Here is a 25,032-nt window from a genome sequence, read left to right as displayed (position 1 = left end):
ATCAGGACACCGCGGCACGGCGGCGGGCGGCCGGCACGACCAGCGGCGTACCGGTCTCCGGGTCGTCGATCACCCGGCAGGGCAGCCCGAACACGTCGGCGACCAGCTCCGCGGTGAGCACCTCCTCCGGCCGGCCCGAGCCGACCACCTTGCCCTCGCGCATCGCGATCAGGTGGGTGGCGTAGCGGGCGGCGTGGTTGAGGTCGTGCAGGACCGCGACGAGCGTACGGCCCTGGGTCTCGTGCAGCTCGGCGCAGAGGTCGAGCACCTCGATCTGGTGCGCGATGTCCAGATAGGTGGTCGGCTCGTCGAGCAGCAGCAGCGGCGTCTGCTGGGCGAGCGCCATCGCCAGCCAGACCCGCTGCCGCTGGCCGCCGGAGAGCTCGTCGACGTTGCGGTCGGCCAGATCGGCCACCCCGGTCGACTCCATCGACTCGGTGACCACCTGCTCGTCGGTGCTGGACCAGCGGCGGATCAGGCTCTGGTGCGGGTAGCGGCCGCGGGCCACCAGCTCGGCGACGGTGATGCCGTCCGGCGCGGTCGACGACTGGGGGAGCAGGCCGAGCGTCTTGGCCACCTGCCGGGTGGGCAGCGAGTGCACGTCGGCGCCGTCCAGCAGGACCGTGCCGGCGGTCGGCTTGAGCAGCCGGGACAGGGCCCGCAGCAGGGTGGACTTGCCGCACGCGTTCGGCCCGATGATGACGGTGAACGAGCCGTCCGGGATGTCGACGCTGAGCTCCTCGGCGATGACCCGCTTGTCGTAGGCCAGAGTCATTCCCGTACCGCTGAGGCGACTCATCTTCTCTCCTGTGCTTGTCATGATCAGATCCGGCCGCGCCGGCGTTCGGTGGTGAGCAGCCAGACCAGGTATCCGCCGCCGATGATGCCGGTGACCACGCCCACCGGGAGCGGCCGGCCGGCGTGCTGGGCCAGCCAGTCGGCGCCGGTCAGCAGCAGCGCGCCCATGGCGAGCGAGGGCACCAGGTTGGGCCCGGGCGCCCGGGTGAGCCGTTTGGCGAGGTGCGGCGCGATCAGCGCGACGAAGGCGACCGGCCCGGCCGCAGCCGCGGCGCAGGACACCAGCAGCGCGGCGGTGAAGAGAGCCCCGGTACGAAGAACGCCCACCGGTACGCCCAGAGCCGCCGCCGCGTCGTCGCCCATCTCCAGGATCCGCAGCCCCGGACCGCAGGCCAGCAGCAGGATCGGCAGGGTGACGGCGAGCACCGCGAGCAACGGCCCGGCCTGCTGCCAGTCGCGGCCGTCCAGGCTGCCGGTGAGCCAGAGCATCGCCCGGGCGTTCTCCATCTGCACGCCGCGGGTCAGCAGATATCCGCTGATCCCGGTGAGGATGGCGGCCAGCCCGATGCCGACCAGGATGAACCGGTACCCGTGCAGGCCGTGCCGCCCCCCGATCAGCCAGATGAGCGCGGCCGCGCCGAGCCCGCCGGCCATCGCGGCGAGCGACAGCTGGGTGCTGGAGCCGCCGAGGATCACCACGGCCAGCGCCGCGGTGCTCGCGCCGTTCGTGATGCCGAGCACGTCCGGGCTGCCCAGCGGATTGCGGACCAGCGACTGGAAGACCGCGCCGCCGGCCGCCAGGGCCATCCCGACCAGGATCGCCGTGATCATGCGGGGCAGGCGCAGCTCGTTGACGATGAAGTCCTGCGCGGCGGTGCCCTGCCCGAACAGGGTGCGCACCACGTCGGCCGGGGCGATCGGGTACTCACCGGTGCCCAGCGTCAGCACGCTGATCACGGCGGTGCCGAGCACCGCGACGATGCCGACCGTCACCGCGCGGGGACGGATGCCGACCCGGCTGCCGATGGTGCCGTCGAGTGTGGTCATCGGGCCGCTCGCACGAGGTAGAGGAACAGGGGGCCGCCGAGGACCGCGGTGACCGTGCCGACCTGCAACTCGCCGGGGCTGCCGACGACCCGGCCGAGCACGTCGGCGCCGAGCAGCAGGACCGGGGCCAGCACCGCGGTGTACGGCAGCATCCAGCGCAGGTCGGGGCCGGTGAACGGGCGGACCATGTGCGGGATCAGCAGCCCGACGAAGACGATCGGCCCGCAGGCCGCGGTCGCGCCGCCGCAGAGCAGGGTGACCGCGACCAGGACCGCCGTGCGGATCACCACGGGCCGGGTGCCCAGGGCGCGGGCCGCGTCGTCACCGAGCGACAGCGCGTTGAGCGGGCGGGCGGCGGCGAGAGCGATCAGCAGGCCGGCGGCGAAGAACGGCAGCAGCCGCACGATGGTGGCGAAGTCCGCGCTGGCCAGCGAGCCGGCGGTCCAGAACCGGACCTTCTCGATGGCCTGCGAGTCGGACAGCAGCGCGGCGCTCACATAGGAGTACAGCGTGGCGTTCAGCGCGGCGCCGGCTAGGGCCAGCCGGGCCGGGGTCGCCGAGCGTCCACCGCCCACTGTGTACACCAGCGCGGTGACCACCGCGGCGCCGAGCAGCGCGAACCAGATGTAGCCGTAGAAGGTGCCGATGCCGAGGAACACCGCGGCGCTGGCCACGCCGGCCGAGGCGCCGGCGTTGATGCCGAGCAGGCCGGGATCGGCCAGGGGATTGCGGGTCAGTGCCTGCATGATGGTGCCGGCCAGGCCGAGGGCCATGCCGACCATCAGACCGAGCAGCGTACGCGGAAGCCGCATCTCATGCACGATCCGGTAGTACTGCGAGGACGGGTCGGTGAGACCGGCCCACACCTCACCGGGCGCGAGGAAGCGGGCGCCGAACCCGATGCTGAGCATCAGGACGGCAGCGAGCACGACGAGCGAGACGAGCAGGCCGATCAGGCGCACGGAGGAGCGCCGGGTCACCGGCTCGGCCGGTGCCGGGGAGCGTAAGCCCTGACGGGTCAGGGTGTCAGAGGTGGACAGTTGCGGCTCCCGTCACGGTTCAGCTCATCCTGTTGACGCGCGTTCGGCTCGTTAGGTTAGCCTAACCAACAACTGGTCGGACGGCCGGTCGTACCCCTAGGAAAGAATGACGATGTCGTACTCGAACCTTTCTTTGTCCCGTCGTGGCCTGCTGGCCGCGGGTGGCGCCACCGCCCTCGGCGCGCTGCTCAGCGCATGTGGCGGTAACGACGACTCCGGGTCAGCGTCCGGCACCTCCTCGGCCGCCGCGGCCGGCCCCTGGGCGTTCACCGACGACCAGCCGAAGGACCTGAAGGCCGACAAGACCCCGAGCAAGATCGTCGCGTTCACCGGCACCGCCGCCGCGCTGGCCGACCTCGGTCTGCAGGACAAGATCGTCGGCGTCTTCGGCGAGACCAAGAAGGCCGACGGCACCGCCGACCCGCAGGCCGGCTCGCTGGACGTCAACAAGGTCGAGATCATCGGCAACGCGTGGGGCGAGTTCTCCGTCGAGAAGTACGCGGCGCTCAGCCCCGAGCTGCTGATCACCCACATGTTCGACCCGGGTGCGTACTGGTACATCCCGGACGAGAGCAAGGACAAGATCCTGGGTCTCGCGCCGACCGCCACCATCACCGTCGGCCGGGTCCCGCTGACCAAGCCGATCGAGCGGTACGCCGAGCTGGCCAAGTCCCTCGGCGCCGACCTGAACGCGCCGAAGGTCACCGAGGCCAAGGCCCGCTTCGAGAAGGCCGCCGCCGACCTGTCCGCGGCCGCCAAGGCGAGCGGCGGCATCAAGGTCCTCGCCAGCTCCGGGTCGCCCGACATCTTCTACGTGTCGAACCCGAAGGTGTCGTCCGACCTGATGTACTTCAAGGAGCTCGGCGTCGACGTCATCGTCCCGGAGAAGACCACCGACGGTGACTACTACGAGTCGCTGAGCTGGGAGAACGCGGACAAGTACCACGCCGACATCATCTTCCTGGACGCCCGTGCCAGCGCTCTGCAGCCGAAGGACCTGACCGCCAAGCCGGCCTGGAACGCGCTGCCCGCCGTCAAGGCCAACCAGGTCTTCCCGTGGGAGGCCGTGCCGATCTACTCGTGGGCCAGCGCCGCGCCGCTGCTGGAGGCACTGACCGCCGCGATCACGAAGTCCAAGAAGCTCGCCTGACGGATCAGACCGGATGCCCCGCCCACTGTGGCGGGGCATCCGCGGTTGAAGCGGAGTGCCTCACATGTCTCGCAGAACACGCGCCCTCATAGCCCTCGTCCTCACCGGCGGTCTCCTCGCGGCGTGCTCCTCGCCGGAGGAGACCGAGCCCCGGGAAGGCTCGTCGGCCGCCGCCGCGTCCTATCCGGTCAGCGTCACCCACAAGCTCGGCACCACCACCCTGGAGAAGGCGCCCGAGCGCATCGTCGCGCTCTCCGACGCCGACCTCGACGCGCTGCTGCTGCTCGGCGTGCAGCCGGTCGGCATCTACCAGTCCCTCCAGGAGGGCGGCGTCAACCCGTGGGCGAAGTCGAAGCTCACGAGCAACCCGAAGCAGCTCGCGGTGGGCGAGAACGGCGTCGACCCGGAGGAGGTCGCGGCGCTCAACCCGGACCTCGTGCTGGCCGGCGGCGACTACTACGTCGACACCCTCTACAGGGGCATCGGCGAGCTGGTGCCGACCACGGCGTACGAGTCCGGGCCGTTCGAGGACCCGTGGCAGACCACGCTGCGCCAGGTCGCCAAGCTGCTCGGCAAGTCCGAGCAGGGTGAGCAGATCATCAAGGACGTGCAGGCCAAGGTCGACGGGGTGAAGACCCAGTACCCGGGGCTCGCCGGCAAGACGTTCTCCATCTCGCAGGTCTTCGAGGCGGGCACCATCGGCGTGCTCCGCTCGGACAAGGACGTCACCGTCAAGGCGTTCAACGACTTCGGGATGAAGCTGGCCCCCGGTGTGGCCGCCCTGCCCGGTGACGAGTTCGCGGTCACCCTCAGCATGGAGAAGGTCGCCACGATCGACGCCGACGCGGTCATGGTCTACTGCACCGAACCGCAACTGCAGACCGCCCTTGAGGGGAACACGCTGTTCAAGAACACGCCGGCGGTCAAGCGCGGCGGCTACCTCGCGTTCGACGTCGGCACCTTCATGGCGCTGCGCAACCCGAGCCCGCTGTCGATCCCGTACTTCATCGACAACACCATGCCGTCGGTGGCGAAGGCCGCGGGAGCCTGATGACGGTCGCCGGGACACTCACCCGCACCGGGCGAGGGTCCCGGCCGGCCTGGCTCGCCGTTCTGGTTCTGCTCGCCGTGGTCGCGGTGCTGCTCAGCCTCGGCCTCGGCGCGCAGACCGTACACCCGGCCGACGTGTGGCAGGCCATCGTCGACCCGGACACGTCGGACGCCACCGCGGTGGTCCGGGAACTGCGCGGTCCGCGTACCGTGCTCGGGGTCCTCTGTGGTCTCGCGCTCGGCGCCGCCGGCGCCCTGATGCAGGGGCACACGCGCAACCCGATCGCGGATCCCGGTCTGCTCGGTGTCTCCGCGGGCGCCTCCCTCGGGGTGGTCGTCGCGATCGCCTTCCTCGGCATCGGGACGTTCCACGGCTACATCTGGTTCGGTTTCGCCGGTGCGCTCGCCGCGAGCGTGCTGGTCTTCGCCCTCGGCTCGGCCGGAAGCCACGGACCCACCCCGGTCACCCTGGCCCTGGCCGGCATGGCGCTCAGCGCGCTGCTCGCCTCCTTCACCTCGTCCATCCTGATCGGCAACCCGGAGACGATGTCGGTGTTCCGGTTCTGGGTGGTCGGCTCGCTCGCCGGGCGGGACATGACGACGGCCTGGGAGGTCGCCCCGTTCATCCTGGCCGGGCTGGTCCTGGCGGCCGTCAACTCGCCGGCGCTGAACGCGCTCGGCCTCGGCGAGGACGTGGCCCGGGCCCTCGGGCAGAACATCGCCCTCGCGCGTACCGCCGGAGTGGCCGCTGTCGTGCTGCTGGCCGGCGCGGCCACCGCCGCGGTCGGCCCGCTCGTCTTCGCCGGCCTGATCGTCCCGCACCTGGCCCGGGTGATCACCGGCCCGGACCATCGGTGGCTCATCCCGTTCTCCGCCCTGCTCGGCGTCAGCCTGGTCCTGCTCGCCGACGTCACCGGCCGGATGGTGGCCCGCCCCGCCGAGCTGCAGACCGGCATCGTGCTCGCGGTCGTCGGCGCGCCGTTCTTCATCTGGCTGGTCCGCCGGATCCGGATGGTGCGGCTGTGAGCAGCACACTCCTCGAGCTTCCCGGCCGCCGTGTCCTGCGGGCCGGGCCGGTCTCCGCCGTGGTTCCGGTACGCACCGTGGTGGTCACCGTCCTCGCCCTACTCGCAACGGTCGCCGTCGGGGTCCTCGCCGTCGGCCGCGGCGACTTCCCGATGACCCCGCAGACCGTGTGGGAGGTCGCCACCGGCGGCGGCACCCGCATCGAGCGGCACATCCTGCTCAACCTGCGGCTGCCCCGGGTGCTCTGCGGCCTGCTCGCCGGAGCCGCCCTCGCGGTCGCCGGTGCGCTCACCCAGACCTTCGCCCGCAACCCCCTGGCCAGCCCGGACGTCCTCGGTGTCACCTTCGGCGCGTCCGCCGGGGCGGTCACCGCGATCGTGCTGGGCGGCGTCACCGGCGCGGTGGGCGTACCCCTCGCGGCGCTGGCCGGGGCCCTGCTGAGCGCGGCGGTCATCTACCTGCTCGCCTGGCGGCAGGGCATCGACGGCTACCGGCTGGTGCTGATCGGTCTCGGCGCCGGGCAGCTGCTCGCCGGCTACACCTCGTGGGTGCTGCTCCGCGCCGAGCAGGTCGACCTGACCCGGGCCAACATCTGGCTCAGCGGTTCCCTCGCCGGTCGGGACTGGACCCACGTACGCCCACTCGCTGCCGCCCTGCTCGTCCTGCTGCCCGCCGCGCTCGCGGTCACGGTCGCGCTGCGGGTGCTCCAGTTCGGCGAGGACACCGCCCGCGGGCTCGGCCTGCGGCTGCAGACCGCCCAGCTCGGCGTCGTGGTGGTCGCCGCCGCCCTGGCCGCCGCAGCCGTCGCCTCGGCCGGGCCGATCGAATTCGTCGCCTTCGTGGTGCCGCAGATCGCCCTGCGCCTGTGCGGTGGCAGCCGGCCACCGCTGGTCGCGTCCGCGGTGTTCGGCGCCCTGCTGGTGGTCGGCTGCGACCTGCTGGCCCGGATCGTGATCGCACCGGCCGAGCTGCCGGTGGGCCTGGTCACCGCCATGGTCGGCACCCCCTACCTGCTCTGGCTGCTGCTGCGGAGATCTCGGAGGACCAGCGCGTGAACGACCGGCTGCGTGGCGAAGGCCTGCACCTGGCCTACGGCGACGTAGAAGTAACCAAAGACCTGGATATTTCCGTCCATGACGGTGTCATCACCACGATCATCGGGCCGAACGGCTGTGGGAAGTCCACAGTGCTGCGCGCCCTGGGCCGGCTGCTGCGGCCCGCCGGGGGAGAGGTGCTGCTGGACGGCGCCCGCATCGACAAGATGCCCACCCGCGAGGTCGCCCGGGTCCTCGGCGTCCTCCCGCAGTCCCCGACCGCCCCCGACGGCCTGACCGTCGCCGACCTGGTGATGCGCGGCCGGCATCCGCACCAGAGCTGGTTCCGCCAGTGGTCCGGCGACGACGAGGCCCTGGTGGCGGACGCGCTGCGCTGGACCGGAATGCTGGAGTTCGCCGCCCGCCCGGTCGACGCCCTCTCCGGCGGCCAGCGCCAGCGCGCCTGGATCAGCATGGCCCTGGCCCAGGGCACGGACCTGCTGCTGCTGGACGAGCCCACCACGTTCCTGGACCTGGCCCACCAGATCGACGTACTCGACCTGATCCGCCGCCTGCACCGCGAGAAAGGCCGCACGGTCGTGATGGTCCTGCACGATTTGTCGCTGGCCGCCCGCTACGCCGACGTGCTGATCGCCATGAAGGACGGCCGGATCGTCGCCACCGGCAGCCCGGCCGAGGTCCTCACCCCATCACTGCTGGACAAGGTCTTCGGCCTGCGCGCCATGGTCGTCCCGGACCCGGCCACGGGGACGCCGCTGGTGGTCCCGCTGCCCCGCCCGGAAGAGCCTTAGCCCGGCTCCAGCCTTCGGCCCCTGCCGGGCTCCTCCCTCGCCAGCCCGCCCACGATCTTGAGCACCACCGCCCATCGCCGCCGCCAGGCGTCTGCCACCTGCAGCCGGCGGCCGCAACGTCTGCAGCCGGCTGCCGACGAGCCCGCTGTGCTACCTGCCGTTGCGATCTTGTGCCCGTTGCCCCACGGGAGGGTGCACCCGAGCCCAAGATCGCAACAGAACGTGGCGCACGATGAATTGCGCCTGGCAGCAACCGACGTTACGGCCGCGAGTGGCCACTCCGCCGCTGGGAAGCGGCCTGGATTCCACCGCAACAAGCCGTGGAACCCGGACCAGACGATGAAGACAGCCCTCGATCCCGCCGCGACGGGCCCTGCGGCTCGGGCCGGGCGCTCCGGCCGCGGGGGGGGCTGGGGGCTCGAAGGCTGAGGGCTGGGGGCTCGAAGGCTGGAGGGCTGGAGGGCTGGAGGGCTGGAGGGCTGGAGGGCTGGAGGGCTGGAGGGAAGCAGCCTGGATTCGCCACGACGGGGGCTGAAGAGCCGGACCACCCGCCCGGGCCCGGCGGTCGCCGGGCGGCCGGGACCACCCACTCAGCTCGCGCCGTAGCGGGGGACTGCGAAAATCCGGCGGGACGGCGCTGACCCGTACCGTTGCGTCTCAAGCTCCCCCGAGCCCCGCCTCCCGGGCCCGGACTATGGCCTGGGCGCGGTCGGCGACCCGGAGTTTGGCCAGGATGGCCGAGAGGTAGTTACGGACCGTCTTGTCGCTGAGCGAGAGGCGCCGTGCGACCGCGAGATTGTCCAGGCCGCGGGCGACCAGATCGAGGACGTCGAGTTCACGCTGGGTGAGTTCGGGGAAGGGCGAGCCCGCGGTGCGTGCGCCGGTCAGGAAGCCGAGTGCGCGTTGGGCTACCGGGCCGGAGAAGAGGACGTCGCCGTTGGCCACGGCGCGGACGGCGCGTTCCAATTCGTCCGGGGAGGCGTTCTTGAGCAGGTAGCCGCGCGCGCCGGCGCGCATCGCGGCGAAGACCGAATCGTCGTCGTCGAGCATGGTGACCACCAGGATGCGGACCTGCGGGTCGCGGCGTACCAGTGCGGCGGTGGCCTCGACACCGGAACCGCCGTCTTCCAGATGCAGGTCCATCAGCACGACGTCGGGGCGCACGGCGGCGACCACGTCGAGCGCGGCAGGCAGGTCGGCGGCCTCACCGGCCACCTCGATGCCGTTCAGGGAGAGAAGCAGCGAGCGTACGCCCATCCGGAACATCGGATGGTCATCGACGATCACGACGCGGATCATCGGGGGACCACCACCCGGACCAGCGTGCCGCGGGGTACCGCCGTGCCGAGAGCGAGGGTGCCGCCGAGTTCCTCGGTGCGTTCCCGCATCGAGCGCAGGCCGATGCCCGGTTCGGCGGCGCCGTCCAGGCCGCGGCCGTCGTCGGCGACCTCCAGGACGACGTTGCCGCCGTCCACGGCCAGCCGCACGGTGGCGCTGTCGGCCCGGGCGTGCCGCCGCGCGTTGACCAGCGCTTCCGCCGCGATGCCGTAGAGGCCGGCGGCCAGTTCCGGCGGCAGGTCCCCGGTGTCGCCGGAGACTGAGGCGGTGACCGCGAGGTCGGGGCCGCCGAGCCGGCCGGCCAGTTCGGAGACCGCGGCGCCCAGGCCGTGCCGTTCCAGCGAGGGCGGCAGCAGCGCCCGGGCGAGGGTGCGGACGTCCTCGGCGCTGCGGTCGAGTTCGACGCGGAGCTGGTCGAGCATCCCGGCGGCCTCGGCGGTGCGGCCGGTGTCGAGCAGGTTGCGGGCGCCGCGCACGGTGAGCCCGACCCCGACCAGGGTGGGGCCGAGCCGGTCGTGCAGTTCGCGGCGCAGCAGGCGGCGTTCCTCGACGCGGGCCGCGGTGGTGCGGGCCCGGGCGGCATCCAGTTCCCCGGTGCGCACGGCGAGCTGCGCGACGGCGGCCACCGGGCCGGCCAGCACGGCAAGATCCTTTTTGGTACGCGCATCGAGCTTCTCGCCCGGCGCTCCGGTGACCACCAGCCAGCCGGCGTGCGCGCCGCCGTAGCTCAGGTCGACGGTGAGTGGGGGTCCGCCGGGATCGCCGGCCGCCGCGAGCACCTGCACGTCGGCGGCGCCGTTCTTGGCGCTGTTGTTTGTGGCGCCGCGATCTTCGGCGGCGCTGTCTGTGCCGTCTTCGTCGGTTTTACGGTCTTCGGTGCTCCGGTCGGGGATCTCGAGGCGCACCGAATGCAGCCGCAGCGACTCGCGGATCGCCTCCAGAGCGCCCTCCACCGGCCCCGCCGCGTCGCTGCCGATGCGCCGGGCCAGCCGTTCCGCGGCGGTTCCCGGCCGGGCCGACGGACCGCGCACCAGATGGTCGACCCGGTCCTGCAGCCAGGTCCGCGCCGGGAACACCGCCATCGCGAGCACCGCCGCGGCGACCGCACCGGCGGTGCCGTCCGGCAGCGGCACCAGCGCGACGACACCCTGGGCCAGCAGCACGTAGGCGGCCACCGAAACCGCGGTGAGCAGAGACCAGACCAGGGTCCGGCTGACCGCGACGTCGATGCCCCACAGCCGTTGCCGCAGCACCACGGCCAGGGTGGCGGCCGGGAAGAACGCCTGCGCCGCCATCTGCAGGATCGGGGTCACCGACGCGTACGCGATCGGCCGCGACACCTCCAACGGCAACGCGAGCGGAACGAACGAGAGCGCCATCAGCGCCGAACCGATCGCCAGCCAGCCCAGCCCGCGCCGCCGGTCCTCCGGCAGCCGCCGCCAGCGCAGTACCGCGTCGCCGGTGGCCCAGAGCCCGAGCAGGACGACCACGCCCATCTGCACCGGCAGGGTGTTCTCGACGAACGCGTCCCACTCCGGGCTGCCGACCCGGATCACCCCGTTGACCGGCCGGATCACCCGCGCCAGCGTGATCGCCGCGCTGACCGTCGCGCCCGCCGCCACCGCGACCCGGGCGTGCCGGGGCAACCGGTCGTCCCGGACCAGCCAGGGCACCACGGTGATCAGCGCGAGGGTGCCCGGCACCCAGGCCGTCCCGACGACATCGAGCAGCTGTTCGGCGAAGGGCGGCCCGCCGGGAACCTCCAGCAGCGGGTACCGCTGGCCGATCGCCGCCAGCCCGCACCCGATCGCGGCGAGCCCGGCGAGCGCGCCGACCGTACGCGCGCCCCGGCTCAGCAGCAGCCCGGCGAGCAGCCCGTAGACCACGGCGACGATCACGTCGTTGAGGTAGAACCATTCGGTCCAGGCCTCTTCGGTACCGGAGAACGGCAGCATGACGACCGCGATCACCGCGGTGAGAAGCGCGACGGCGGCGACCGTGGTCGCCGCCGCCCGGTGGTTCGAGGTCCCTGGCACGCGGCCATGATGTCAGCCCGGCCGCTGATCTCCAGTCGTCTGATCGACACTCCACCGTCCGGCGGGCGGCCATTTCTGCTGCCCGGGCCGCCGCTTTGCCGACCGCGCCCCTGCTTTGCCGAGCGCCCCCCGCTCGACCACACACGCCGCGTGACGGCCCGCCGCGCCCCCGCGCGACGGGCCGTCGTACCGCCGCGCCGCCACGCGGCGGGCCGGCGCCTCAGGCGCGGCGGCGCAGGGCGAACGCCAACCCGGCGATGACCAGCCAGATCGCCCCCAGGTAGCCGGTGAGGTACTGCTGCGGGAACACGTTCACGGCGATCATCAGCAGGCTGAACACCGCGCTCACCCAGCCCAGCCAGCGGGGCGCGGCGCCGTGCCGCAGGGCCGCCCAGGTGACCGCGCCGGTGGTGAGCAACAGACCGGTCCACACCCAGGGCAGCGTGTCCATCAGGCGCTGCAGGCTCATCGCGATGTCCGGGTCGGCCGGGTTGTACGTGTGCAGCACCTGGAAGTACACCTCGGTGACCGGGCCGGAGCCGACCAGCACGAGCGCGGTGACCAGCAGGGCGCCCCAGCCGGCGAGGTCCGGCAGCAGGCTCCCGGCCGGGGACTGGGCGGCCAGCCAGCGTCGCAGCCCCGCGCCGAAGACCGCGGCGGCCAGGCCGGACAGGACCATCAACGGCAGGAACACCGCGATGGTCAGGCTGCGATCGTAGGACTCGGCGTACATGAGGGCGGCGTCGGCGTACACCGGTTCCGCGCTGTACATCGCCAGCCCGGACTCCAGCATGAGGGCGGCGAAGCCGGCCGCGCCGGCGAGCACGCCGGCGACGGCCCAGCCGCGGCCGGGGGTGGCAATGGATGCGGGCGCGGGCGCGGCGGCCAGGTCCGGGTGGTCGGTCATGGAAAGGCTCCTTCGAGACGTACGCGGGGCAGGCTCGCCCGCTGCCGAAGAAGATCTCCCGCCCGGTGTCCCGGTTTCCACGGACACCGGTCCCAGATTTCCGGGATCCTGCCCGGGCCCGGCGATCCGCGCCGCCGCCCACGCCCACGCCGCCGCCCACGCCCACGCCGCCGCCCACGCCCACGCCGCCGCCAGCTGCCCTTCGCCGCCGCTCGCTGCCGCGGGGCGCGCTCAGCCGGCGATCTGCCGCCGCTCGTCGCTGCCGGCTGTGATGTTGATGCGGCGCGGCTTGGCGCGGTCCGACACCGGGATGCGGATGGTCAGGACCCCGTTTTCGTACGCAGCCTCGAGCTTCTCGGTGTCGAGAGTGTCACCGAGCAGCAGCTGCCGGCTGAACGTGCCCATCGGCCGCTCGGAGATCACCTGCTCGACGCCGTCACGCTGGGCGCGCCGGCGTTCGGCGCGGACGGAGAGCACGTTGCGCTCGACGGTCAGGTCGATCGAGTCGGGGTCGACGCCGGGCAGGTCGAAGTAGACGTGGAACCAGTCGCCATCGCGCTCGGCGTCGACGTGCATGACCGCGGGGCGGCCGGCGGTGCCGAAGAAGGTCTCGGCGAGACGGTCGATGTCGCGGAACGGATCGGTACGCATCAGCATGGCCAACTCCTCCCTGGCTGAAACTGCCTCCGATTTCGTATTAGCACTCTCGGGTGGCGAGTGCAAGACGGCAGTTTGTATCAGCAGTTCAGGGCCGTTCCTTCTTCGGCAGAGCGGCCACCACCGCCTCGTAGGAGGCATCGACCGCCTCGAGGATCTCGTCGTCCGGGATGGCGCCGCCGACGCGCAGGCTGTTCCACCCGTAGCGTCCGATGTAGGCGCTGGCCGTCGCGTCCTCCGGATAGCGGGCGAGCCACTCGTCGGCGGCATCCCGGTTGCGGCCGCACTTGACGCCGACTCGCTCGCCGGTCCCGACGAAGGCGAAGATCTTGCTGCCCACCTTGGCCACGACGTCGCCCTCCCAGGGCTCGTCCTGCCACGCGCCTGGCTTGGCAAGGCAGTGACTCAACAGCTCAGCCCCGGTCATCAGCGACCCCCTCCCGGTCAAGAGCCACCCTACGGCGCTGACCCGGCCGCCCGCCGCCCGCTATCCGAGCCGATCACCCCGGCTGGCTGTGAGGGCTGTTTCCGCGCTCGCGAAACAGCCGTGAGAGCCAGCCGGCCATCCCGGCCCGTCGCTGAGGGCCGGCCGGGTGTCCTCAGGTGCCGGTGTAGAAGGCGTAGGTGGCGGCAGCCCGCCGGCGGGCCGTCTCCGGGTCCTCGCCGGCGGCGATGTCGGCCTCGGCCCAAGCGTCCCCGCTGAGGCGCATGAAGAGCGCACCGTCCGGCGACCCCATCCAGGCCATGATCGCGTCGTCGTCGCGCGGGGCCGCCGGGTCGCTCAAATGCAGGGTCAGGCCCAGCATGCCGGAGTCCCAGCCGATGCCGGCCGCACCCGGGCCGTACTGCTCCCAGTGGTCGTCCACATGCGCGATGTGGCTCAACGAGAAACGGGTGCGCGAAGGTCCCTCCGGGATGAGCCGGACCTCGATCCAGCTGATCCCGCCACCGAACTCCCAGGTCGCGTCGTATCCGTGCGGCCGGTCGCAGCGGGTGATCGTCCCGCCGGCGTTGCCCTCGAGCTGATACTTCCCGCCCTCGCGCAGCTCGCCGGAGATCGGGAGGAACCAGCGCGCGATCCGCGAGGCGTCGCTGACCACGTCCCACAGGTCGTCGAGGTCCGTGTCGTACGCCTGGCTGATCGTGACGACCCGGGCCTCCCCAGCTTCGAGGACGCGGGTGCCGAGCTCTCGCCGTACCTCACTGATCTGTTCTTTGACGTCAATCATCGTGCGCTCCTGAGTCGGTCGGGGTTGTGGCGAGACGCCGCAGGCGCTTGCCGCGGGCGACCTCGGTGGCCATCGCGGCGAGGTGCGGCGCCCAGAACCGCCGGAACGGCGCCAGCCACTCGTCCACCTGGCGCAGCGCGGTGTCGTCGACCGCGTAGAGCCGCCGCGCGCCTTCCGGCCGGACCGTGGCGAAGCCGTTGTCGCGCAGCACGCGCAGGTGCTGGGAGACGGCCGGCTGGGTGATGCCGAACTCGGCCCGGATGGTGGCGGTCACGGCGCCGGAGGTCTGCTCGCCGTCGGCGAGCAGCTCGAGGATCCGGCGCCGGACCGGATCGCCGAGGACGTCGAACGCATGCACGGGCTCACCCTATCAGAAGCCACTTATATAAGTGAGGGCTGTAATGAGGAGGCGCCGGGCCCACCCGAAGGTGAGCCCGGCGCCGGTGGCGACCCGGATCGTGGGTACGGGCCGCCGATCGGGACCGCTCTGGCGGGAGCGGCCCCGAACGTCAGGCGGTGGGGAAGTTGTCCGCGGTGCGGATCCGGGAGCGCAGCAGCGTTCCCGAGTCGGTCAGCACACCGGTCCCGGCGAAGCTGCCGCCGGAGCAGGTGCCCGGTCGCAGCGCCGCGCTGCCCTCGGCCTTGTCGGCCCACGACCAGTTGGCGTAGCCGATCTTCAGCCGGTCCAGCAGGTCGATCCAGGCCGTGGTGCTGGCCGTGTCCACCGAGCCGCCGCCGTCCGCGGTACCCGTGCCGAACTCGGTGACGAACAGCGGCAGCGAGGCCGCCGCCCGCTGCACCTCGGCGCGGTAGTTGTCCTTGTGTGAGCCGGCGTAGAAGTGGAACGCGTACATGATGTTCGACGCGTTGACCGGGTTGCTGATGATCTCCGACGAGCTGGAGCCCTCCGAGACGCCCAGCGACGACCAGGCGCGGGTGCCGACGATGATCACGGCGTCCGGGTCGTTCGCCCGGATCACCGGGATGACCTGCTCGGCGTAGTTCTTGATGCCGGCCCAGCTCACGCCGTTCGGCTCGTTGGCGATCTCGTAGATGACGTTCTTCTTGGCGGCGTTGCGCTGCGAGACCGCGGCGAAGAAGGTCTTGGCCCGCTGCAGGTTGTACGCCGGGTCACCCGGGTTGAGGATGTGGAAGTCGATCATCGCGTACATCCCGCGGGCCTCGGCCAGGTCGACCAGGTTGTTGACCTGCGAGGTGAAGCCGCTCGGGTTGGTCTCGTAGCCACCCTCCTGGACGTACATCGCGATCCGGAACAGGTCGGCGTTCCAGTCCTTCGCGATCGCGTCCAGCGCCGTGCCGGTGTAGCAGTTCGGGAACCACTGCAGACCGTGCGAGCTCATGCCGCGCAGCTGGACCGGCTTGCCGTACTGGTTGCACAGGAAGTTGCCGCAGACGCGCAACTGCCCGTTGATCGCCAGCGGGGTGGAGCCGGTCGGCGGCGGAGGCGTGGTGACCGAGGCCGACGGCGAGGGCGCCGGGGACGAGGGCGCCGGAGAGGAAGCCGCCGGGGACGAGGGCGGCGTGACCGTTCCGGTGCAGGCCTTGCCGTTCACCAGGCAGCTCGTCGGTCGGCCGGTCCCGTTGGCGATGAAGCCGAAGTTGGCCGCCGAGTTCCCGGGGATCGTCGCGTTCCACCCGGCCGGCGTGAACGTGTAGGTGCTCCCGGACACGCTCATCGTCGTGTTCCACGCCTGGCCGACCGTGGTGCCGGCGGGCAGGACCAGCTCGACCTTCCAGGTGTTCAGCGCGGTCGACGACTCGTTGTTGACCGTCACCTGTGCCTGGTAGCCACTGCTCCACGAGTTCGCCACCGTGATGGTGGCGGTCTCCGCGTTGGCCGGCAGCGCGACGAAAGCCGCGAACGAGGTGGCGGCCACGGCGAGGGCCGCGGCTAGGATGGTCTTCGCTCTGCGTTTCATGTGCACCTCGGGGGATGGAGGCGGAGCACCGTGGTGGGTACGGCGCTGGGGAAATCCGCAATGGGAGCGCTCCCAGTTGGGGCTCCGACTCTAACCCGCCGATAGAAGCGTGTAAAACGCAGGGCTTACTCCAATGCCACCGCCACCGGATTCAGCGTGACCCGCACCGGGGTGCCCGGGGCCAGATCGGGCAACCGTCCACTGGGGACCTGCGCGACCACCAGGTGTTCGCCGACAGTGACCGTGACCCGGCTCGTCGGCCCGAGGAAACTGCTGGTCAGCACCTGTGCGTCGCCGTCAGCGTCCGGGATGACGTCCACCGATTCCGGGCGTACGAGCGCCGTCGCGGCGCCGCCCGCGTGGGGCGTCACCAACGGCAGCCGGGTGCCGAAAACCTCGATCCCGTCGCCGTCGACCGTACCGGGCAGCCGATTGCTGAGCCCGACGAAATCGGCCACAAACGCGGTCGCCGGCCGCAGGTAGACCTCGGCGGGCGGGGCCAGCTGCTCCAGCTTTCCGGCGCGCATCACCCCGACCCGGTCGGCGACGGCGAGGGCCTCCTCCTGGTCATGCGTCACGAACAGGGCGGTCGTACCGATCTCGGTCTGGATCCGGCGGATCTCGTCGCGCAACTGGACGCGTACCTTGGCATCCAATGCCGACAACGGCTCGTCCAGCAACAGCACCTGCGGCTCGATGGCGAGCGCGCGCGCCAGCGCGACACGCTGTTGCTGGCCGCCGGAGAGCTGGTGCGGGAACCGCCCGGCGAAGCCGGCGAGACCGACCAGGTCGAGCATCTCGGCGGCCCGCGCCGATGCGTTGCGGCGGCCGCGCAGGCGCAGGCCGAACTCGACGTTGCGCTGGGCATCCAGATGCGGGAAGAGACTGTACGCCTGGAAGACCATGCCCATGTCGCGCCGGTTCGCCGGCAGGCGCGTGACGTCCTTGCCGCCGACCACCACCCGCCCGGCGTCGGCGTCGTCGAGACCCGCGAGGATCCGCAGCGCGGTCGTCTTGCCGCAGCCGGACGGCCCGAGCAGGGCGATCAGCTCGCCCGGCTCGATCGACAGGTTCAGGTCGTCGAGCGCGTGCGTCTGGCCGAACGTGCGGCGCAGCCCGTCGAGGTGAACACCTACTCCAGTCATCGGGACTCCCGTTTTCCGAACAGCGAAAGCACTAGGAGCAGGGCGAACGCCAGCAACAGGGCGGCGAGCGAGACGGCCACCGACATGGTGGCGCTGCTCTTGCCCAGGTAGTCGATGGCGACCTGCAGGTTGGTGCGGTGCAGCAGTGACGCGATGGTGAACTCGCCGAGCACCAGCGCCACGGTCAGGAATGCGGCGGAGAGCACGGCCGAGCGGATGTTCGGCAGCACCACGCGCCAGATCACGGTGGTCCAGCTCGCGCCGAGACTGCGGGCCGCCTCGGCCAGCGTCTGCACGTCGATGGCGGAGAGGCCGGCGTCGATCGCGCGGTAGGCATAGGGCAGGACCAGGACGGTGTACGCGAAGACCAGCGTCAACGACGAGCCGCCGAGGAAGTAGTTGACCCAGGCGTACACCGGCGCCAGCCCGACCACCAGCACGATCGCCGGGATGGTGAGCGGGAGCAGACAGAGGAACTCGACCAGCCGGCGCAGGCGGGGCAGGCGCAGGCGTACCCAGATCGCCGTGGGCACCAGCAGCACCAGCATGAGCAGCGAGGTCAGCGACGCCTGGCCGAGTGAGGCGACGATGCCGTTGGCGAGATCGGGGTAGGTCTCGCTGAGCCGTGGCCAGTTCACCAGCAGCGGCCAGGTCTCGGCGTCCCGGGTGCTGAACTCGACCATCGCGATCAGCGGGACAACGAAGAACGTGCCGAGGACGAGCAGCACGCTCCAGCGGAACGCCCGTTGCCGGCGGGCCCGGCGTACGGCTAACCCAGCCATCGGGCGGTCCTTTTCTGCAGCAGGGAGTAGAGGGTCATCACGACCGCGACGACGACCACCATGCCGAGCGCCATGGCCTTGCCAAGGTTCGCCTGGCCGAGGACGACCTCGCTGGTCAGAGCGCCGCGGATCTGCAGCGGCACGATCGGGCTGCCCTGGCTGACCAGGGCGGCGGCGGTGGCGTACGCGGAGAACGCGTTGGCGAACAGCAGCAGCGTGGAGCCGAGGAACGCCGGGGCGAGCAGCGGCCCGGCCACCCGGGTCCAGTACTGCCAGGTGGTGCCGCCCAGGCTCTCGGTCGCCTCCCGCCACTGTGGCCGGATGCCGTCCAGCGCGGGCAGGAACACGATCACCATGAGCGGGATCTGGAAGTACGTGTAGACCAGGGTCAACCCCGGAAGTTCGAAGAGCCAGACCCCGTTTGCGTACGGGTCGAAGCCGTGCTCGGTCAGCCAGAGCGTGAGGAACCCGGACAGGCCGATCGTGGCCAGGAACGCGAAGGCGAGGGTGACCCCGCCGAACTGGGCGAGCACCCCGCACGCCGCGGTGACCATCCGCCGGAGCAGACCGCCCGTTCTGGCGGTGACCAGCGCGTACGCCAGCAGTGCTCCGAAGATCGCGCCGATCAGCGCGCTCGCCGCCGACAGGGTGATGCTGCGGCCGAAGGCCGCGACGACGTACTCGTCGCCCAGAGCGCGGACGTTGCCCAGGGTGAAACCGCCGGCGTCGGAGGCGAACGCCCCGATCACCACGACCAGCGTCGGGATGATCAGGAAGATCGTCACGTACGCGAAGAACGGCACCGTGCCGAGCAGTGACGAGGCGCCCCGCAGGCGTGGCCGCCGGGCCACGCGCTGCGGAGCGGTCGTGGCGATCTCAGCCAACGGCCTTGGTCCAGTTCGCGGCGAGGTACCCCTTCGCCTTGGTGTTCTGCGCCTCGGTCGGGATCACCGGAGTGCCGTCGACCTTGGGCAGCGCGGCGAACGCGGTCGCGTCGATCGTGCCGGCCTTCTGCATGGCGTCGGCGCGCACCGGACGGGCGCCACCCTTGAGCCACAGGTTCTGGCCCTCGTCGGAGTAGAGGAACTCCTGCCAGAGCCGCGCGGCGGCCGGGTGCGGCGCGTCCTTGTTGATCGCCTGCACGTAGTACGAGCCGAGCACCGCGTTCGACGGGACGAACGTCTTCCAGGTGCTGACCTTGGTGGCGCTCGCGGTGTTCAGGTAGTCCCAGTCGAAGACGACCGGCGTCTGGCCGGACGTGATGGTCGCCGGGTTCGGGTCGACCGGCAGGAAGTTGCCGGCCTTCTTCAGCTCGCCGAAGAAGTCGACGCCGGGCTTGACGTCCTCCGCCGAGCCGCCCTTCGCCACCGCGACCATCTGCACGCCGCCGAACGCCGCGCCGGCCTGCGTCGGGTCGCCGTTGAGCGCGACCTTGCCCTTGTACTCCGGCTTCAGCAGGTCGTCCACGCTGGTCGGCGCGGGCACCTTGGCGCTGTCGTAGCCGATCGACATGTAGCCGCCGTAGTCGTTGACCCAGGCGCCGTTCGCGTCCTTGAGCTCGGCCGGGATCTCGTCGAACGTGGCCACCTTGTACGGCGCGAACATCGCCGTGTTGGCGGTCGCCACCGCGCCGCCGAGGTCGAACACGTCCGGGGCGGTGTCCTGCCCCTTGAGCTGGTTGGCCGCGTTGATCTCGTCCTGGCTGGAGCCGTCCGGCTGCGCCGAGTTGACCTTGATGCCGTACTTGTCACCGAACGTCTTGATGATCTCGCCGTAGTTCGCCCAGTTCGGCGGCAGGGCGATCACGTTGAGCTGCCCCTCCTTCTTCGCCGCGGCGATCAGGGCGTCCATGCCGCCCAGGTCGGCGGCGCTCGCCGCGGTGGCCGCGCTGCCCGCGGCGGCCTCCGTCTCCTTCTCCGGCGGGGAGCAGGCCGCGGTGGCGGCGAACATGGTCGCGGCCGCCACCACGGCGACCGAGCGGGAAAGGGTGCGCACTGTGTTCCTCCTTCTGCGGCACCGCAACCGGTGCGCGCTGGTGGATCATGAAAGTGCTTGGTGGAGGAAAGGCGTACGGAAGAAGTCCGCTCGGCGACGTTTAGCTGTTCCGGCGAAGGTCACTCCCGGCCGCGGTTCTTTCTGCACCATCGCACGCAGCCCGGAAGATCGAAAGCGATCATTGGTAACAGCAGAAGGGCCCCGCCCGCGTCCCCTTGGCGGAGGGGAGTGCGAACGGGGCCTTCGGCGCCGCCGGATTGCTGGGGACAAGTCCGCCGGCGCTGCAGTGTTCCTCTGTAAGAGTGTCTGACCGGGCCGGATAGGTTGCGTAATGTGATCTAGATCTCAGTCCGGGCTGATATCAGTGGCCGCCGATGATTCCTGGAACCGTGTGGCAGACTCACCGATCGATGGAACCCAGCCCGAGCAGGACAGCTCCGGCCCGGATCGCGGCGGCGCTCGGCGCGGGCGGCGTCGTGGTGCACCTGGCCCTGGCCGGCAGCCACTCCGGTCACGCTCCGGTGGCCTTCGCCGGACTCGCCGTGCTGGCGCTGGTCTGCGTGCCGTGCGGGCTGAAACTGTGGCACCGGCCGGACGACCGCGGCGCCTGGCTGAGCCTGCTCGCCCTCAGCGCCATCATGATGCTGCTCCACCTGGGACTACGCCCGCAGGGTGCGATGCTCGTCGCGACGGTGGCGGTCCCGGCCGGGCAGGTGCTGATCGGCGCCCTGGTGCTGGCCCGCCGCTAGGCGGCCACCGGGCGCGCCCGGTCCGTGGCGAGCTTGACCGCGATGACCCCGAGCACCGTCCCCATCAGGTAGCGCTGCACCCGCAGCCAGCCGGGCCGCCGGGCCAGGAACACCGCGATCGTCCCGGCGGTGAGCACGATCGCCAGGTTCACCGCCATGCTGACCAGCAGCTGCACGCCACCCAGCAGGAAGCCCTGCGCCATCACGTGGCCGGCCGCCGGGTCGACGAACTGCGGGATCAGCGACAGGTACATCACCGCGGCCTTCGGGTTCAGCAGGTTGGTCAGCAGGCCCATGGTGAACAGCCGGCCCGCCGAGTCGGCTGCCAGCGGCTGCGGCTCGAACACCGACGTCCCGCCCGGGCGCAGCGTCTTCCAGGCCAGCCAGGCCAGGTAACCCGCGCCGGCCAGCTTGATCGCCGTGTACAGCTCCGGCACCGCGACGAACAGGACGGACAGCCCGAGATTGGTGGCGGTGAGGTAGACGAGGAAGCCCAGCGCCACCCCGGCGAGCGAGACGATCCCGGCCCGCGCTCCCTGGGTGATGCTGCGCGAGACCAGATACATCATGTTCGGCCCGGGCGTGAGAACCATGCCCAGGGCGACGGCGGAGACGGCGAGGATCGACGAGAGGGTGACCACGCCCCCACGCTTCCCGGCCCGGCGCCGCGCCGCGACGACCAATTCCACGGCCGTGGCCTGCGGCTGTTCTGGTGATCCGCCGTTCGGATCACGGTCCATCGGCCCGCCGGTGGCCCAAGTCGGCCGAACGGGCAGAATGGCCGCGTGCGCGACAGTACAGAGTGGACGGACATTCGCCCGGGCCGCCCGGCCGACGTGCCGGCGGTGCTGGACCTGCTCGACGGCGCGGTGCGGTGGCTGAGCGACCGCGGGCGTCCCGGCCAGTGGGGCACCGAGCCGCTGTCCGCCAACCCGCGCCTGTCCGCCCTGGTCAATCGCATCGCCGCCGACGGCGGTCTGCACGTCGCGGTGCACGGCGAGCGGGTGGTGGGCGCGCTGGGCTTCGGCAACCCGCCGGCGTACGTCGACCGGGCACCCGAGCCGGAGCTGTACATCGTCCTGCTCGTGACCGATCGGGATCACAACGGCCGGGGGATCGGCGCCCGGCTGCTGGACCACGCCCGGGCGGTCGCCGCGGACGAGGGCATCGGCCTGCTCCGGGTCGACTGCTACGCCGGCGACGACCGGGCCCTCGTCCGGTACTACGAGGGTCAGGGGTTCACAGCGACACAGGGCTTCGTCATGGCGCAGCCGGCTGATCCGTGGCCGGGCCAGGTGCTGGAGCAGCGCCTGCCTCCAGGTTCTCCCTGAGCCGGTTCAGGTCGGTCATCACCGCCGCGCTGTCCCGCTCGAGCTCCTCGGCGGTCATGCCGGGGAAGGGGCGCAGGGTGAAGACCACCTCGGCGCCGTCGCCGTGGGAAGTGACGCGCATGGGCACGTACACCGTTTCGCCGGCGGGCGTCCGGACCTCGTGATCCAGGACGCCGAAATCGTTGCGCGGCGCGAAGGTGACCTGGGCGTCGCTCTCGATGCCGGTGACCCATTCCCGCAGGTTCGCGACGTCTGCCGCGTACTCATAGACGGTCTTCGCCGGGCGGTCGATGCGCACGCTGAGGAAGCGGGAGTCCGAGGTCATCCGGTCATCCTTCCATCAATCGCGGGCCCTTGACGCCGATCCCATCGATGACCATAGTCCGTATCCATGAATGTGACATCGTTCCGTTCTTGGAAACAGTGGGCTGCTGCGGCGTCGGTTGCACTGCTCGCTGTGACGCTTGCCGCGCCGGCTCCCGCGCACGCCGCGACCACGGCGGTCGCCGGCTATCCGACGACGATCAACGGTGACAGCGCCGACGTGTACCACCCGGTGACCGGCACCCGGCTGCCGGTGGCTCTGCTGCTCCAGGGGGCGAACGTCGACAAGTCGCACTACTCGGCGTTCGCGACGAAGCTCGCCTCGTACGGTTTCGTCGTGGTCGTCCCCAACCACACCCGGTCCCTGTTCGGCGTCAGTGGCCTCTATCCCGAGGGCGCGCAGGCCGGCTGGACCGTCGACTGGGCCGAGGCCGAGGACGACAACGCCGCCTCACCGCTGTACCGGCGCATCGACGAGAACACCCTCGTGCTGGCCGGCCACTCGTTCGGCGCCGCCACCGCGCTGAGTCTCAGCACCGGGCTCTGCGTCATCCCGTTCTGCGCGATCGCGAACACCGCGCCGGGTGAGCTGGAGGCGGTCGTCCCGTACGGCGGCAACAACGTGCTCTACGGCACCGACCTGGTGCTGCCGGTGCTGAACAACGTGCCGATCGGATACATCCAGGGCACTGTGGACGGGGTCGCAACCCCGGCCGAGGGGCGGACCACCTATAACCTGACCGCGGGCACGCCGAAGGCGTTCATCGAGCTCGCGGGCGCCAACCACTACGGCATCACCAACGGGCAGAACCCGGCGGGCGCTCTGCCGGACGCCTCGGCGCAGACTCTGAGCCAGGCGGTGGGCGTCGAGACCATCGCACGATGGTCGGCCCAGTGGCTGCTCGCGCAGACCGGCGACAGTGCGGCGAAGAAGTACGTCTACGCCACCGGCGACGCGACCGATCCGAACGTGACCGTCACCTACGTCAAGTAGCTGCTGCGGAGGTGGGGCCGGGCGTCAGTGCCGCCGCTCGGCCCGGCGGCGCCCCTTCTTGCCCTCGCGCTGGGCCGGCACCGCGGCGACCAGCTGCTCCGGCCAGGTGACCCGGACGGCGCCCTGACCCTCCCACTCCTCGGCCAGCTCCAGCAGGTCCTGCACGGCCTCGTTGACCTGCTCGTCGGTCCACGGGAACGGGCCCGAGTCGAGCAGTGCCCAGGCGTCGCGGGTCAGGACCGGCACCTTCGTGGTGTCGCCCTCCTCGACCGCGCGGTGCACCACGTCGGCGATCAGCTCGGCCAGGCCCAGGGCGCGCTTGTTGGCATCGAGGAGCCGCTTGCTGCGGGCCGCGGCGTCGTACCGTGGCTTGCCGCTGAGCAGCCGCATGTTCGGGAAGACGCCGCCGGCCGCGATCGACCCGAAGACGCCGCCGGTCATCCCCAGGCAACGCTCGGTCGCGAAGCAGGCGAGCTCGTGGGGAACCCGGTGTTGTCGATCATGGGCGGGTATCTGAAGCACCACGCCGTCGTCACGGTGCACTGTGGCGACGGCGGACCCGATGGTGCTGTGAGCGAACAAGATTTGCATCCGGTAATACTGCCATCACTGACCGCTACAAGTCATCGACCAGGGAAGATCGACTCTGCGGGGCCGATCCGGCCACCAGCAGGTGGGCACTCATCGGAATCAATTCCGGCTCGGCGCTGTACAACCGGGCCAGCTTCAGCGCGCCCTCGAAGATCGCGTCGGCGTCCGGCCCGCCGGCCGCGGCCTCCGCCGCGGTCCAGAGTGGTCCTTCCACACCATGCACGGTCACTTCCGCCAGGCCGGCCTCCCGGCACTCAGACACCAATTCGGGTACGCGGTGAAAGTACGCATGCGTGAAGCCGATCGACGGATCGTTCTCCCCGCTGGTGATCAGCTTGGCCGCCTCGTCCAGGACCCGGTCGGTGAGCTCCGCCTTGGTCGCCATGTCGAGCGGCCCGGCGAACCGGGAGATCGCCGCCGCCAGAACACGCCCGCCGGGCCGGGTGACCCGCACCGCCTCCCGCAGTGCCCGCACCCGCTCCTGCCGGTCCAGCAGGTGATAGAGCGGCCCGAGGAGCAGCGTCGCGTCGTAGCCACCGTCCGGCTCCGGCAGATCCCGCGCATCGCCGACCACCGCGTCGACTGGCGGGTCTCCGGCGCGGGCCTGCTCCACATGCGCCGGAACCACATCCACCAGCCGAACCCGGTACCCGGCCGCGGCAAGCGGCCGCGCATACGCGCCGGGCCCACCACCGACGTCCAGAATCGCCGCCGGCGCGGGCGGCAGCAGCTCTTCCAGCAGCTCGAGAGTGCGGATCCGCTCCAGCCGCGCCTGCGGCCGCCGATCGAGCCGGCCGGCCTCGTCATACCGCTCCGCGTAGTAGCTGACGATCTCCGCAGTCATCCGGTCCATGCCGGGATCCTGGCAAGAAGGCCGCCCGAGCGGCACCCCATTTCCCGCCGCCCCGAATCCAGCTGACGCTCACTGTCGTCTCCCGGCCCCCGGAAGCAGCAGTGGTGGTCAGCCGGGTCGTCCGGCTGACGCCGAGTGTCGTTTCCCGGCCCCGGAGGCAGCAGTGGTGGTCAGCCGGGTCGTCCGGCTGACGCTGGGTGTCGT

The 25,032-nt window shown here is 71.3% G+C and carries 27 protein-coding genes; 8 read left to right on the top strand and 19 right to left on the bottom strand.

What is annotated here, in order from left to right:
• Nucleotide 1 precedes the first annotated feature (1 nt).
• From OHA21_RS22405 to OHA21_RS22395, 3 genes are read right to left on the bottom strand one after another with little or no spacing between them, the layout of a single operon-like run.
• Nucleotides 2-775, bottom strand: a complete 774-nt coding sequence (locus OHA21_RS22405; RefSeq protein WP_328478490.1) for an ABC transporter ATP-binding protein — start codon at nucleotides 773-775, stop codon at nucleotides 2-4.
• 47 nt (nucleotides 776-822) lie between these two features.
• Nucleotides 823-1,845: a FecCD family ABC transporter permease gene (locus OHA21_RS22400; RefSeq protein WP_328476634.1), complete on the bottom strand. Its 1,023-nt coding sequence runs from the start codon at nucleotides 1,843-1,845 to the stop codon at nucleotides 823-825.
• Complete coding sequence (locus OHA21_RS22395; protein ID WP_442875168.1) at nucleotides 1,842-2,774, bottom strand: FecCD family ABC transporter permease; 933 nt, start codon at nucleotides 2,772-2,774, stop codon at nucleotides 1,842-1,844. The genes OHA21_RS22400 and OHA21_RS22395 overlap by 4 nt, the downstream gene beginning before the upstream one ends.
• A 223-nt stretch (nucleotides 2,775-2,997) precedes the next feature.
• On the opposite strand from OHA21_RS22395, the gene OHA21_RS22390 reads away from it, so the two are divergent.
• The 5 genes from OHA21_RS22390 (at nucleotide 2,998) to OHA21_RS22370 (ending at nucleotide 7,957) form a co-directional block, all read left to right on the top strand.
• Complete coding sequence (locus tag OHA21_RS22390; RefSeq protein ID WP_328476632.1) at nucleotides 2,998-4,035, top strand: ABC transporter substrate-binding protein; 1,038 nt, start codon at nucleotides 2,998-3,000, stop codon at nucleotides 4,033-4,035.
• A 64-nt stretch (nucleotides 4,036-4,099) separates the two neighbouring features.
• Nucleotides 4,100-5,086, top strand: a complete 987-nt coding sequence (locus tag OHA21_RS22385) for an ABC transporter substrate-binding protein (RefSeq protein WP_328476630.1) — start codon at nucleotides 4,100-4,102, stop codon at nucleotides 5,084-5,086.
• Entirely contained in the window at nucleotides 5,086-6,111 is a 1,026-nt protein-coding gene (locus OHA21_RS22380; RefSeq protein ID WP_328476628.1) for a FecCD family ABC transporter permease, read from the top strand. The genes OHA21_RS22385 and OHA21_RS22380 overlap by 1 nt, the downstream gene beginning before the upstream one ends.
• Entirely contained in the window at nucleotides 6,108-7,166 is a 1,059-nt protein-coding gene (locus tag OHA21_RS22375) for a FecCD family ABC transporter permease (RefSeq protein WP_328476626.1), read from the top strand. The genes OHA21_RS22380 and OHA21_RS22375 overlap by 4 nt, the downstream gene beginning before the upstream one ends.
• Complete coding sequence (locus OHA21_RS22370; RefSeq protein WP_328476624.1) at nucleotides 7,163-7,957, top strand: ABC transporter ATP-binding protein; 795 nt, start codon at nucleotides 7,163-7,165, stop codon at nucleotides 7,955-7,957. The genes OHA21_RS22375 and OHA21_RS22370 overlap by 4 nt, the downstream gene beginning before the upstream one ends.
• A gap of 657 nt (nucleotides 7,958-8,614) precedes the next feature.
• On the opposite strand, the gene OHA21_RS22365 is transcribed toward OHA21_RS22370, so the two are convergent.
• The 12 genes from OHA21_RS22365 to OHA21_RS22310 form a co-directional block, all read right to left on the bottom strand.
• Nucleotides 8,615-9,256 carry a response regulator transcription factor gene (locus OHA21_RS22365; RefSeq protein ID WP_328476622.1) on the bottom strand — a complete coding sequence of 214 codons (642 nt, stop codon included), beginning with the start codon at nucleotides 9,254-9,256 and terminating at the stop codon, nucleotides 8,615-8,617.
• On the bottom strand, nucleotides 9,253-11,331 hold the full coding sequence (locus OHA21_RS22360; RefSeq protein ID WP_328476620.1) for a sensor histidine kinase: 2,079 nt from the start codon (nucleotides 11,329-11,331) through the stop codon (nucleotides 9,253-9,255). Before OHA21_RS22360 ends, OHA21_RS22365 begins: the two co-directional genes overlap by 4 nt.
• 220 nt (nucleotides 11,332-11,551) lie before the next feature.
• Entirely contained in the window at nucleotides 11,552-12,238 is a 687-nt protein-coding gene (locus tag OHA21_RS22355) for a hypothetical protein (RefSeq protein ID WP_328476618.1), read from the bottom strand.
• 231 nt (nucleotides 12,239-12,469) lie between these two features.
• Nucleotides 12,470-12,895 (bottom strand): Hsp20/alpha crystallin family protein, encoded by a 426-nt coding sequence (locus OHA21_RS22350; protein WP_328476616.1) that lies wholly within the window; start codon nucleotides 12,893-12,895, stop codon nucleotides 12,470-12,472.
• An 88-nt stretch (nucleotides 12,896-12,983) separates the two neighbouring features.
• Nucleotides 12,984-13,322 (bottom strand): MmcQ/YjbR family DNA-binding protein, encoded by a 339-nt coding sequence (locus OHA21_RS22345; RefSeq protein WP_328476614.1) that lies wholly within the window; start codon nucleotides 13,320-13,322, stop codon nucleotides 12,984-12,986.
• Between the two features lie 172 nt (nucleotides 13,323-13,494).
• The gene (locus OHA21_RS22340) at nucleotides 13,495-14,124 is read right to left on the bottom strand and encodes an SRPBCC family protein (protein WP_328476612.1); all 630 of its coding nucleotides are present in this window, start codon (nucleotides 14,122-14,124) and stop codon (nucleotides 13,495-13,497) included.
• Nucleotides 14,117-14,482: an ArsR/SmtB family transcription factor gene (locus OHA21_RS22335; RefSeq protein WP_328476610.1), complete on the bottom strand. Its 366-nt coding sequence runs from the start codon at nucleotides 14,480-14,482 to the stop codon at nucleotides 14,117-14,119. Before OHA21_RS22335 ends, OHA21_RS22340 begins: the two co-directional genes overlap by 8 nt.
• A gap of 151 nt (nucleotides 14,483-14,633) precedes the next feature.
• Nucleotides 14,634-16,064, bottom strand: coding sequence for a cellulase family glycosylhydrolase (locus OHA21_RS22330; protein WP_328476608.1), 1,431 nt, complete (start codon nucleotides 16,062-16,064; stop codon nucleotides 14,634-14,636).
• 125 nt (nucleotides 16,065-16,189) lie between these two features.
• Entirely contained in the window at nucleotides 16,190-17,209 is a 1,020-nt protein-coding gene (locus OHA21_RS22325) for an ABC transporter ATP-binding protein (RefSeq protein WP_328476606.1), read from the bottom strand.
• Nucleotides 17,206-17,991, bottom strand: a complete 786-nt coding sequence (locus tag OHA21_RS22320; RefSeq protein WP_328476604.1) for an ABC transporter permease — start codon at nucleotides 17,989-17,991, stop codon at nucleotides 17,206-17,208. Before OHA21_RS22320 ends, OHA21_RS22325 begins: the two co-directional genes overlap by 4 nt.
• On the bottom strand, nucleotides 17,979-18,875 hold the full coding sequence (locus OHA21_RS22315) for an ABC transporter permease (protein WP_328476602.1): 897 nt from the start codon (nucleotides 18,873-18,875) through the stop codon (nucleotides 17,979-17,981). The genes OHA21_RS22320 and OHA21_RS22315 overlap by 13 nt, the downstream gene beginning before the upstream one ends.
• Nucleotides 18,868-19,986, bottom strand: coding sequence for an ABC transporter substrate-binding protein (locus tag OHA21_RS22310; protein ID WP_328476600.1), 1,119 nt, complete (start codon nucleotides 19,984-19,986; stop codon nucleotides 18,868-18,870). Before OHA21_RS22310 ends, OHA21_RS22315 begins: the two co-directional genes overlap by 8 nt.
• A 410-nt stretch (nucleotides 19,987-20,396) precedes the next feature.
• Here OHA21_RS22310 and OHA21_RS22305 point away from each other — a divergent pair, with 410 nt between their 5' ends.
• On the top strand, nucleotides 20,397-20,735 hold the full coding sequence (locus OHA21_RS22305; protein WP_328476598.1) for a hypothetical protein: 339 nt from the start codon (nucleotides 20,397-20,399) through the stop codon (nucleotides 20,733-20,735).
• Here OHA21_RS22305 and OHA21_RS22300 read toward each other — a convergent pair.
• The gene (locus OHA21_RS22300; RefSeq protein WP_328478486.1) at nucleotides 20,732-21,376 is read right to left on the bottom strand and encodes a LysE family translocator; all 645 of its coding nucleotides are present in this window, start codon (nucleotides 21,374-21,376) and stop codon (nucleotides 20,732-20,734) included. The genes OHA21_RS22305 and OHA21_RS22300 overlap by 4 nt on opposite strands.
• Nucleotides 21,377-21,520: 144 nt before the next feature.
• Between OHA21_RS22300 and OHA21_RS22295 the strand changes: the two genes are divergently transcribed.
• Nucleotides 21,521-22,066 (top strand): GNAT family N-acetyltransferase, encoded by a 546-nt coding sequence (locus OHA21_RS22295; protein ID WP_328476596.1) that lies wholly within the window; start codon nucleotides 21,521-21,523, stop codon nucleotides 22,064-22,066.
• Here the strand turns inward: OHA21_RS22295 and OHA21_RS22290 are convergent.
• Complete coding sequence (locus OHA21_RS22290) at nucleotides 21,996-22,391, bottom strand: SRPBCC family protein (protein ID WP_328476594.1); 396 nt, start codon at nucleotides 22,389-22,391, stop codon at nucleotides 21,996-21,998. The two genes, OHA21_RS22295 and OHA21_RS22290, sit on opposite strands and share 71 nt — an antisense overlap.
• 132 nt (nucleotides 22,392-22,523) lie before the next feature.
• Here OHA21_RS22290 and OHA21_RS22285 point away from each other — a divergent pair, with 132 nt between their 5' ends.
• Nucleotides 22,524-23,384, top strand: coding sequence for an alpha/beta hydrolase family protein (locus tag OHA21_RS22285; RefSeq protein WP_328476593.1), 861 nt, complete (start codon nucleotides 22,524-22,526; stop codon nucleotides 23,382-23,384).
• A gap of 24 nt (nucleotides 23,385-23,408) precedes the next feature.
• Here OHA21_RS22285 and OHA21_RS22280 read toward each other — a convergent pair whose 3' ends face one another.
• Entirely contained in the window at nucleotides 23,409-23,975 is a 567-nt protein-coding gene (locus tag OHA21_RS22280) for a hypothetical protein (RefSeq protein ID WP_328476591.1), read from the bottom strand.
• Between the two features lie 25 nt (nucleotides 23,976-24,000).
• Nucleotides 24,001-24,828 (bottom strand): class I SAM-dependent methyltransferase, encoded by an 828-nt coding sequence (locus OHA21_RS22275; protein ID WP_328476589.1) that lies wholly within the window; start codon nucleotides 24,826-24,828, stop codon nucleotides 24,001-24,003.
• Between the last annotated feature and the right edge of the window lie 204 nt (nucleotides 24,829-25,032).

Source organism: Actinoplanes sp. NBC_00393 (assembly GCF_036053395.1).
Classification (GTDB): domain Bacteria; phylum Actinomycetota; class Actinomycetes; order Mycobacteriales; family Micromonosporaceae; genus Actinoplanes.
Note: the sequence above shows the minus strand (reverse complement) of the source record. Positions and strands in the feature narration are given on the sequence as shown.

Excerpts from the sequence above, each read along its gene's own strand:
- OHA21_RS22405 (WP_328478490.1), bottom strand. The coding sequence starts at position 775 with ATGACTCTGGCCTACGACAAGCGGGTCATCGCCGAGGAGCTCAGCGTC.
- OHA21_RS22400 (WP_328476634.1), bottom strand. The coding sequence starts at position 1,845 with ATGACCACACTCGACGGCACCATCGGCAGCCGGGTCGGCATCCGTCCC.
- OHA21_RS22390 (WP_328476632.1), top strand. The coding sequence starts at position 2,998 with ATGTCGTACTCGAACCTTTCTTTGTCCCGTCGTGGCCTGCTGGCCGCG.
- OHA21_RS22385 (WP_328476630.1), top strand. The coding sequence starts at position 4,100 with ATGTCTCGCAGAACACGCGCCCTCATAGCCCTCGTCCTCACCGGCGGT.
- OHA21_RS22380 (WP_328476628.1), top strand. The coding sequence starts at position 5,086 with ATGACGGTCGCCGGGACACTCACCCGCACCGGGCGAGGGTCCCGGCCG.
- OHA21_RS22365 (WP_328476622.1), bottom strand. The coding sequence starts at position 9,256 with ATGATCCGCGTCGTGATCGTCGATGACCATCCGATGTTCCGGATGGGC.
- OHA21_RS22355 (WP_328476618.1), bottom strand. The coding sequence starts at position 12,238 with ATGACCGACCACCCGGACCTGGCCGCCGCGCCCGCGCCCGCATCCATT.
- OHA21_RS22350 (WP_328476616.1), bottom strand. The coding sequence starts at position 12,895 with ATGCTGATGCGTACCGATCCGTTCCGCGACATCGACCGTCTCGCCGAG.
- OHA21_RS22345 (WP_328476614.1), bottom strand. The coding sequence starts at position 13,322 with ATGACCGGGGCTGAGCTGTTGAGTCACTGCCTTGCCAAGCCAGGCGCG.
- OHA21_RS22340 (WP_328476612.1), bottom strand. The coding sequence starts at position 14,124 with ATGATTGACGTCAAAGAACAGATCAGTGAGGTACGGCGAGAGCTCGGC.
- OHA21_RS22330 (WP_328476608.1), bottom strand. The coding sequence starts at position 16,064 with ATGAAACGCAGAGCGAAGACCATCCTAGCCGCGGCCCTCGCCGTGGCC.
- OHA21_RS22325 (WP_328476606.1), bottom strand. The coding sequence starts at position 17,209 with ATGACTGGAGTAGGTGTTCACCTCGACGGGCTGCGCCGCACGTTCGGC.
- OHA21_RS22320 (WP_328476604.1), bottom strand. The coding sequence starts at position 17,991 with ATGGCTGGGTTAGCCGTACGCCGGGCCCGCCGGCAACGGGCGTTCCGC.
- OHA21_RS22305 (WP_328476598.1), top strand. The coding sequence starts at position 20,397 with ATGGAACCCAGCCCGAGCAGGACAGCTCCGGCCCGGATCGCGGCGGCG.
- OHA21_RS22290 (WP_328476594.1), bottom strand. The coding sequence starts at position 22,391 with ATGACCTCGGACTCCCGCTTCCTCAGCGTGCGCATCGACCGCCCGGCG.
- OHA21_RS22280 (WP_328476591.1), bottom strand. The coding sequence starts at position 23,975 with ATGCAAATCTTGTTCGCTCACAGCACCATCGGGTCCGCCGTCGCCACA.
- OHA21_RS22275 (WP_328476589.1), bottom strand. The coding sequence starts at position 24,828 with ATGGACCGGATGACTGCGGAGATCGTCAGCTACTACGCGGAGCGGTAT.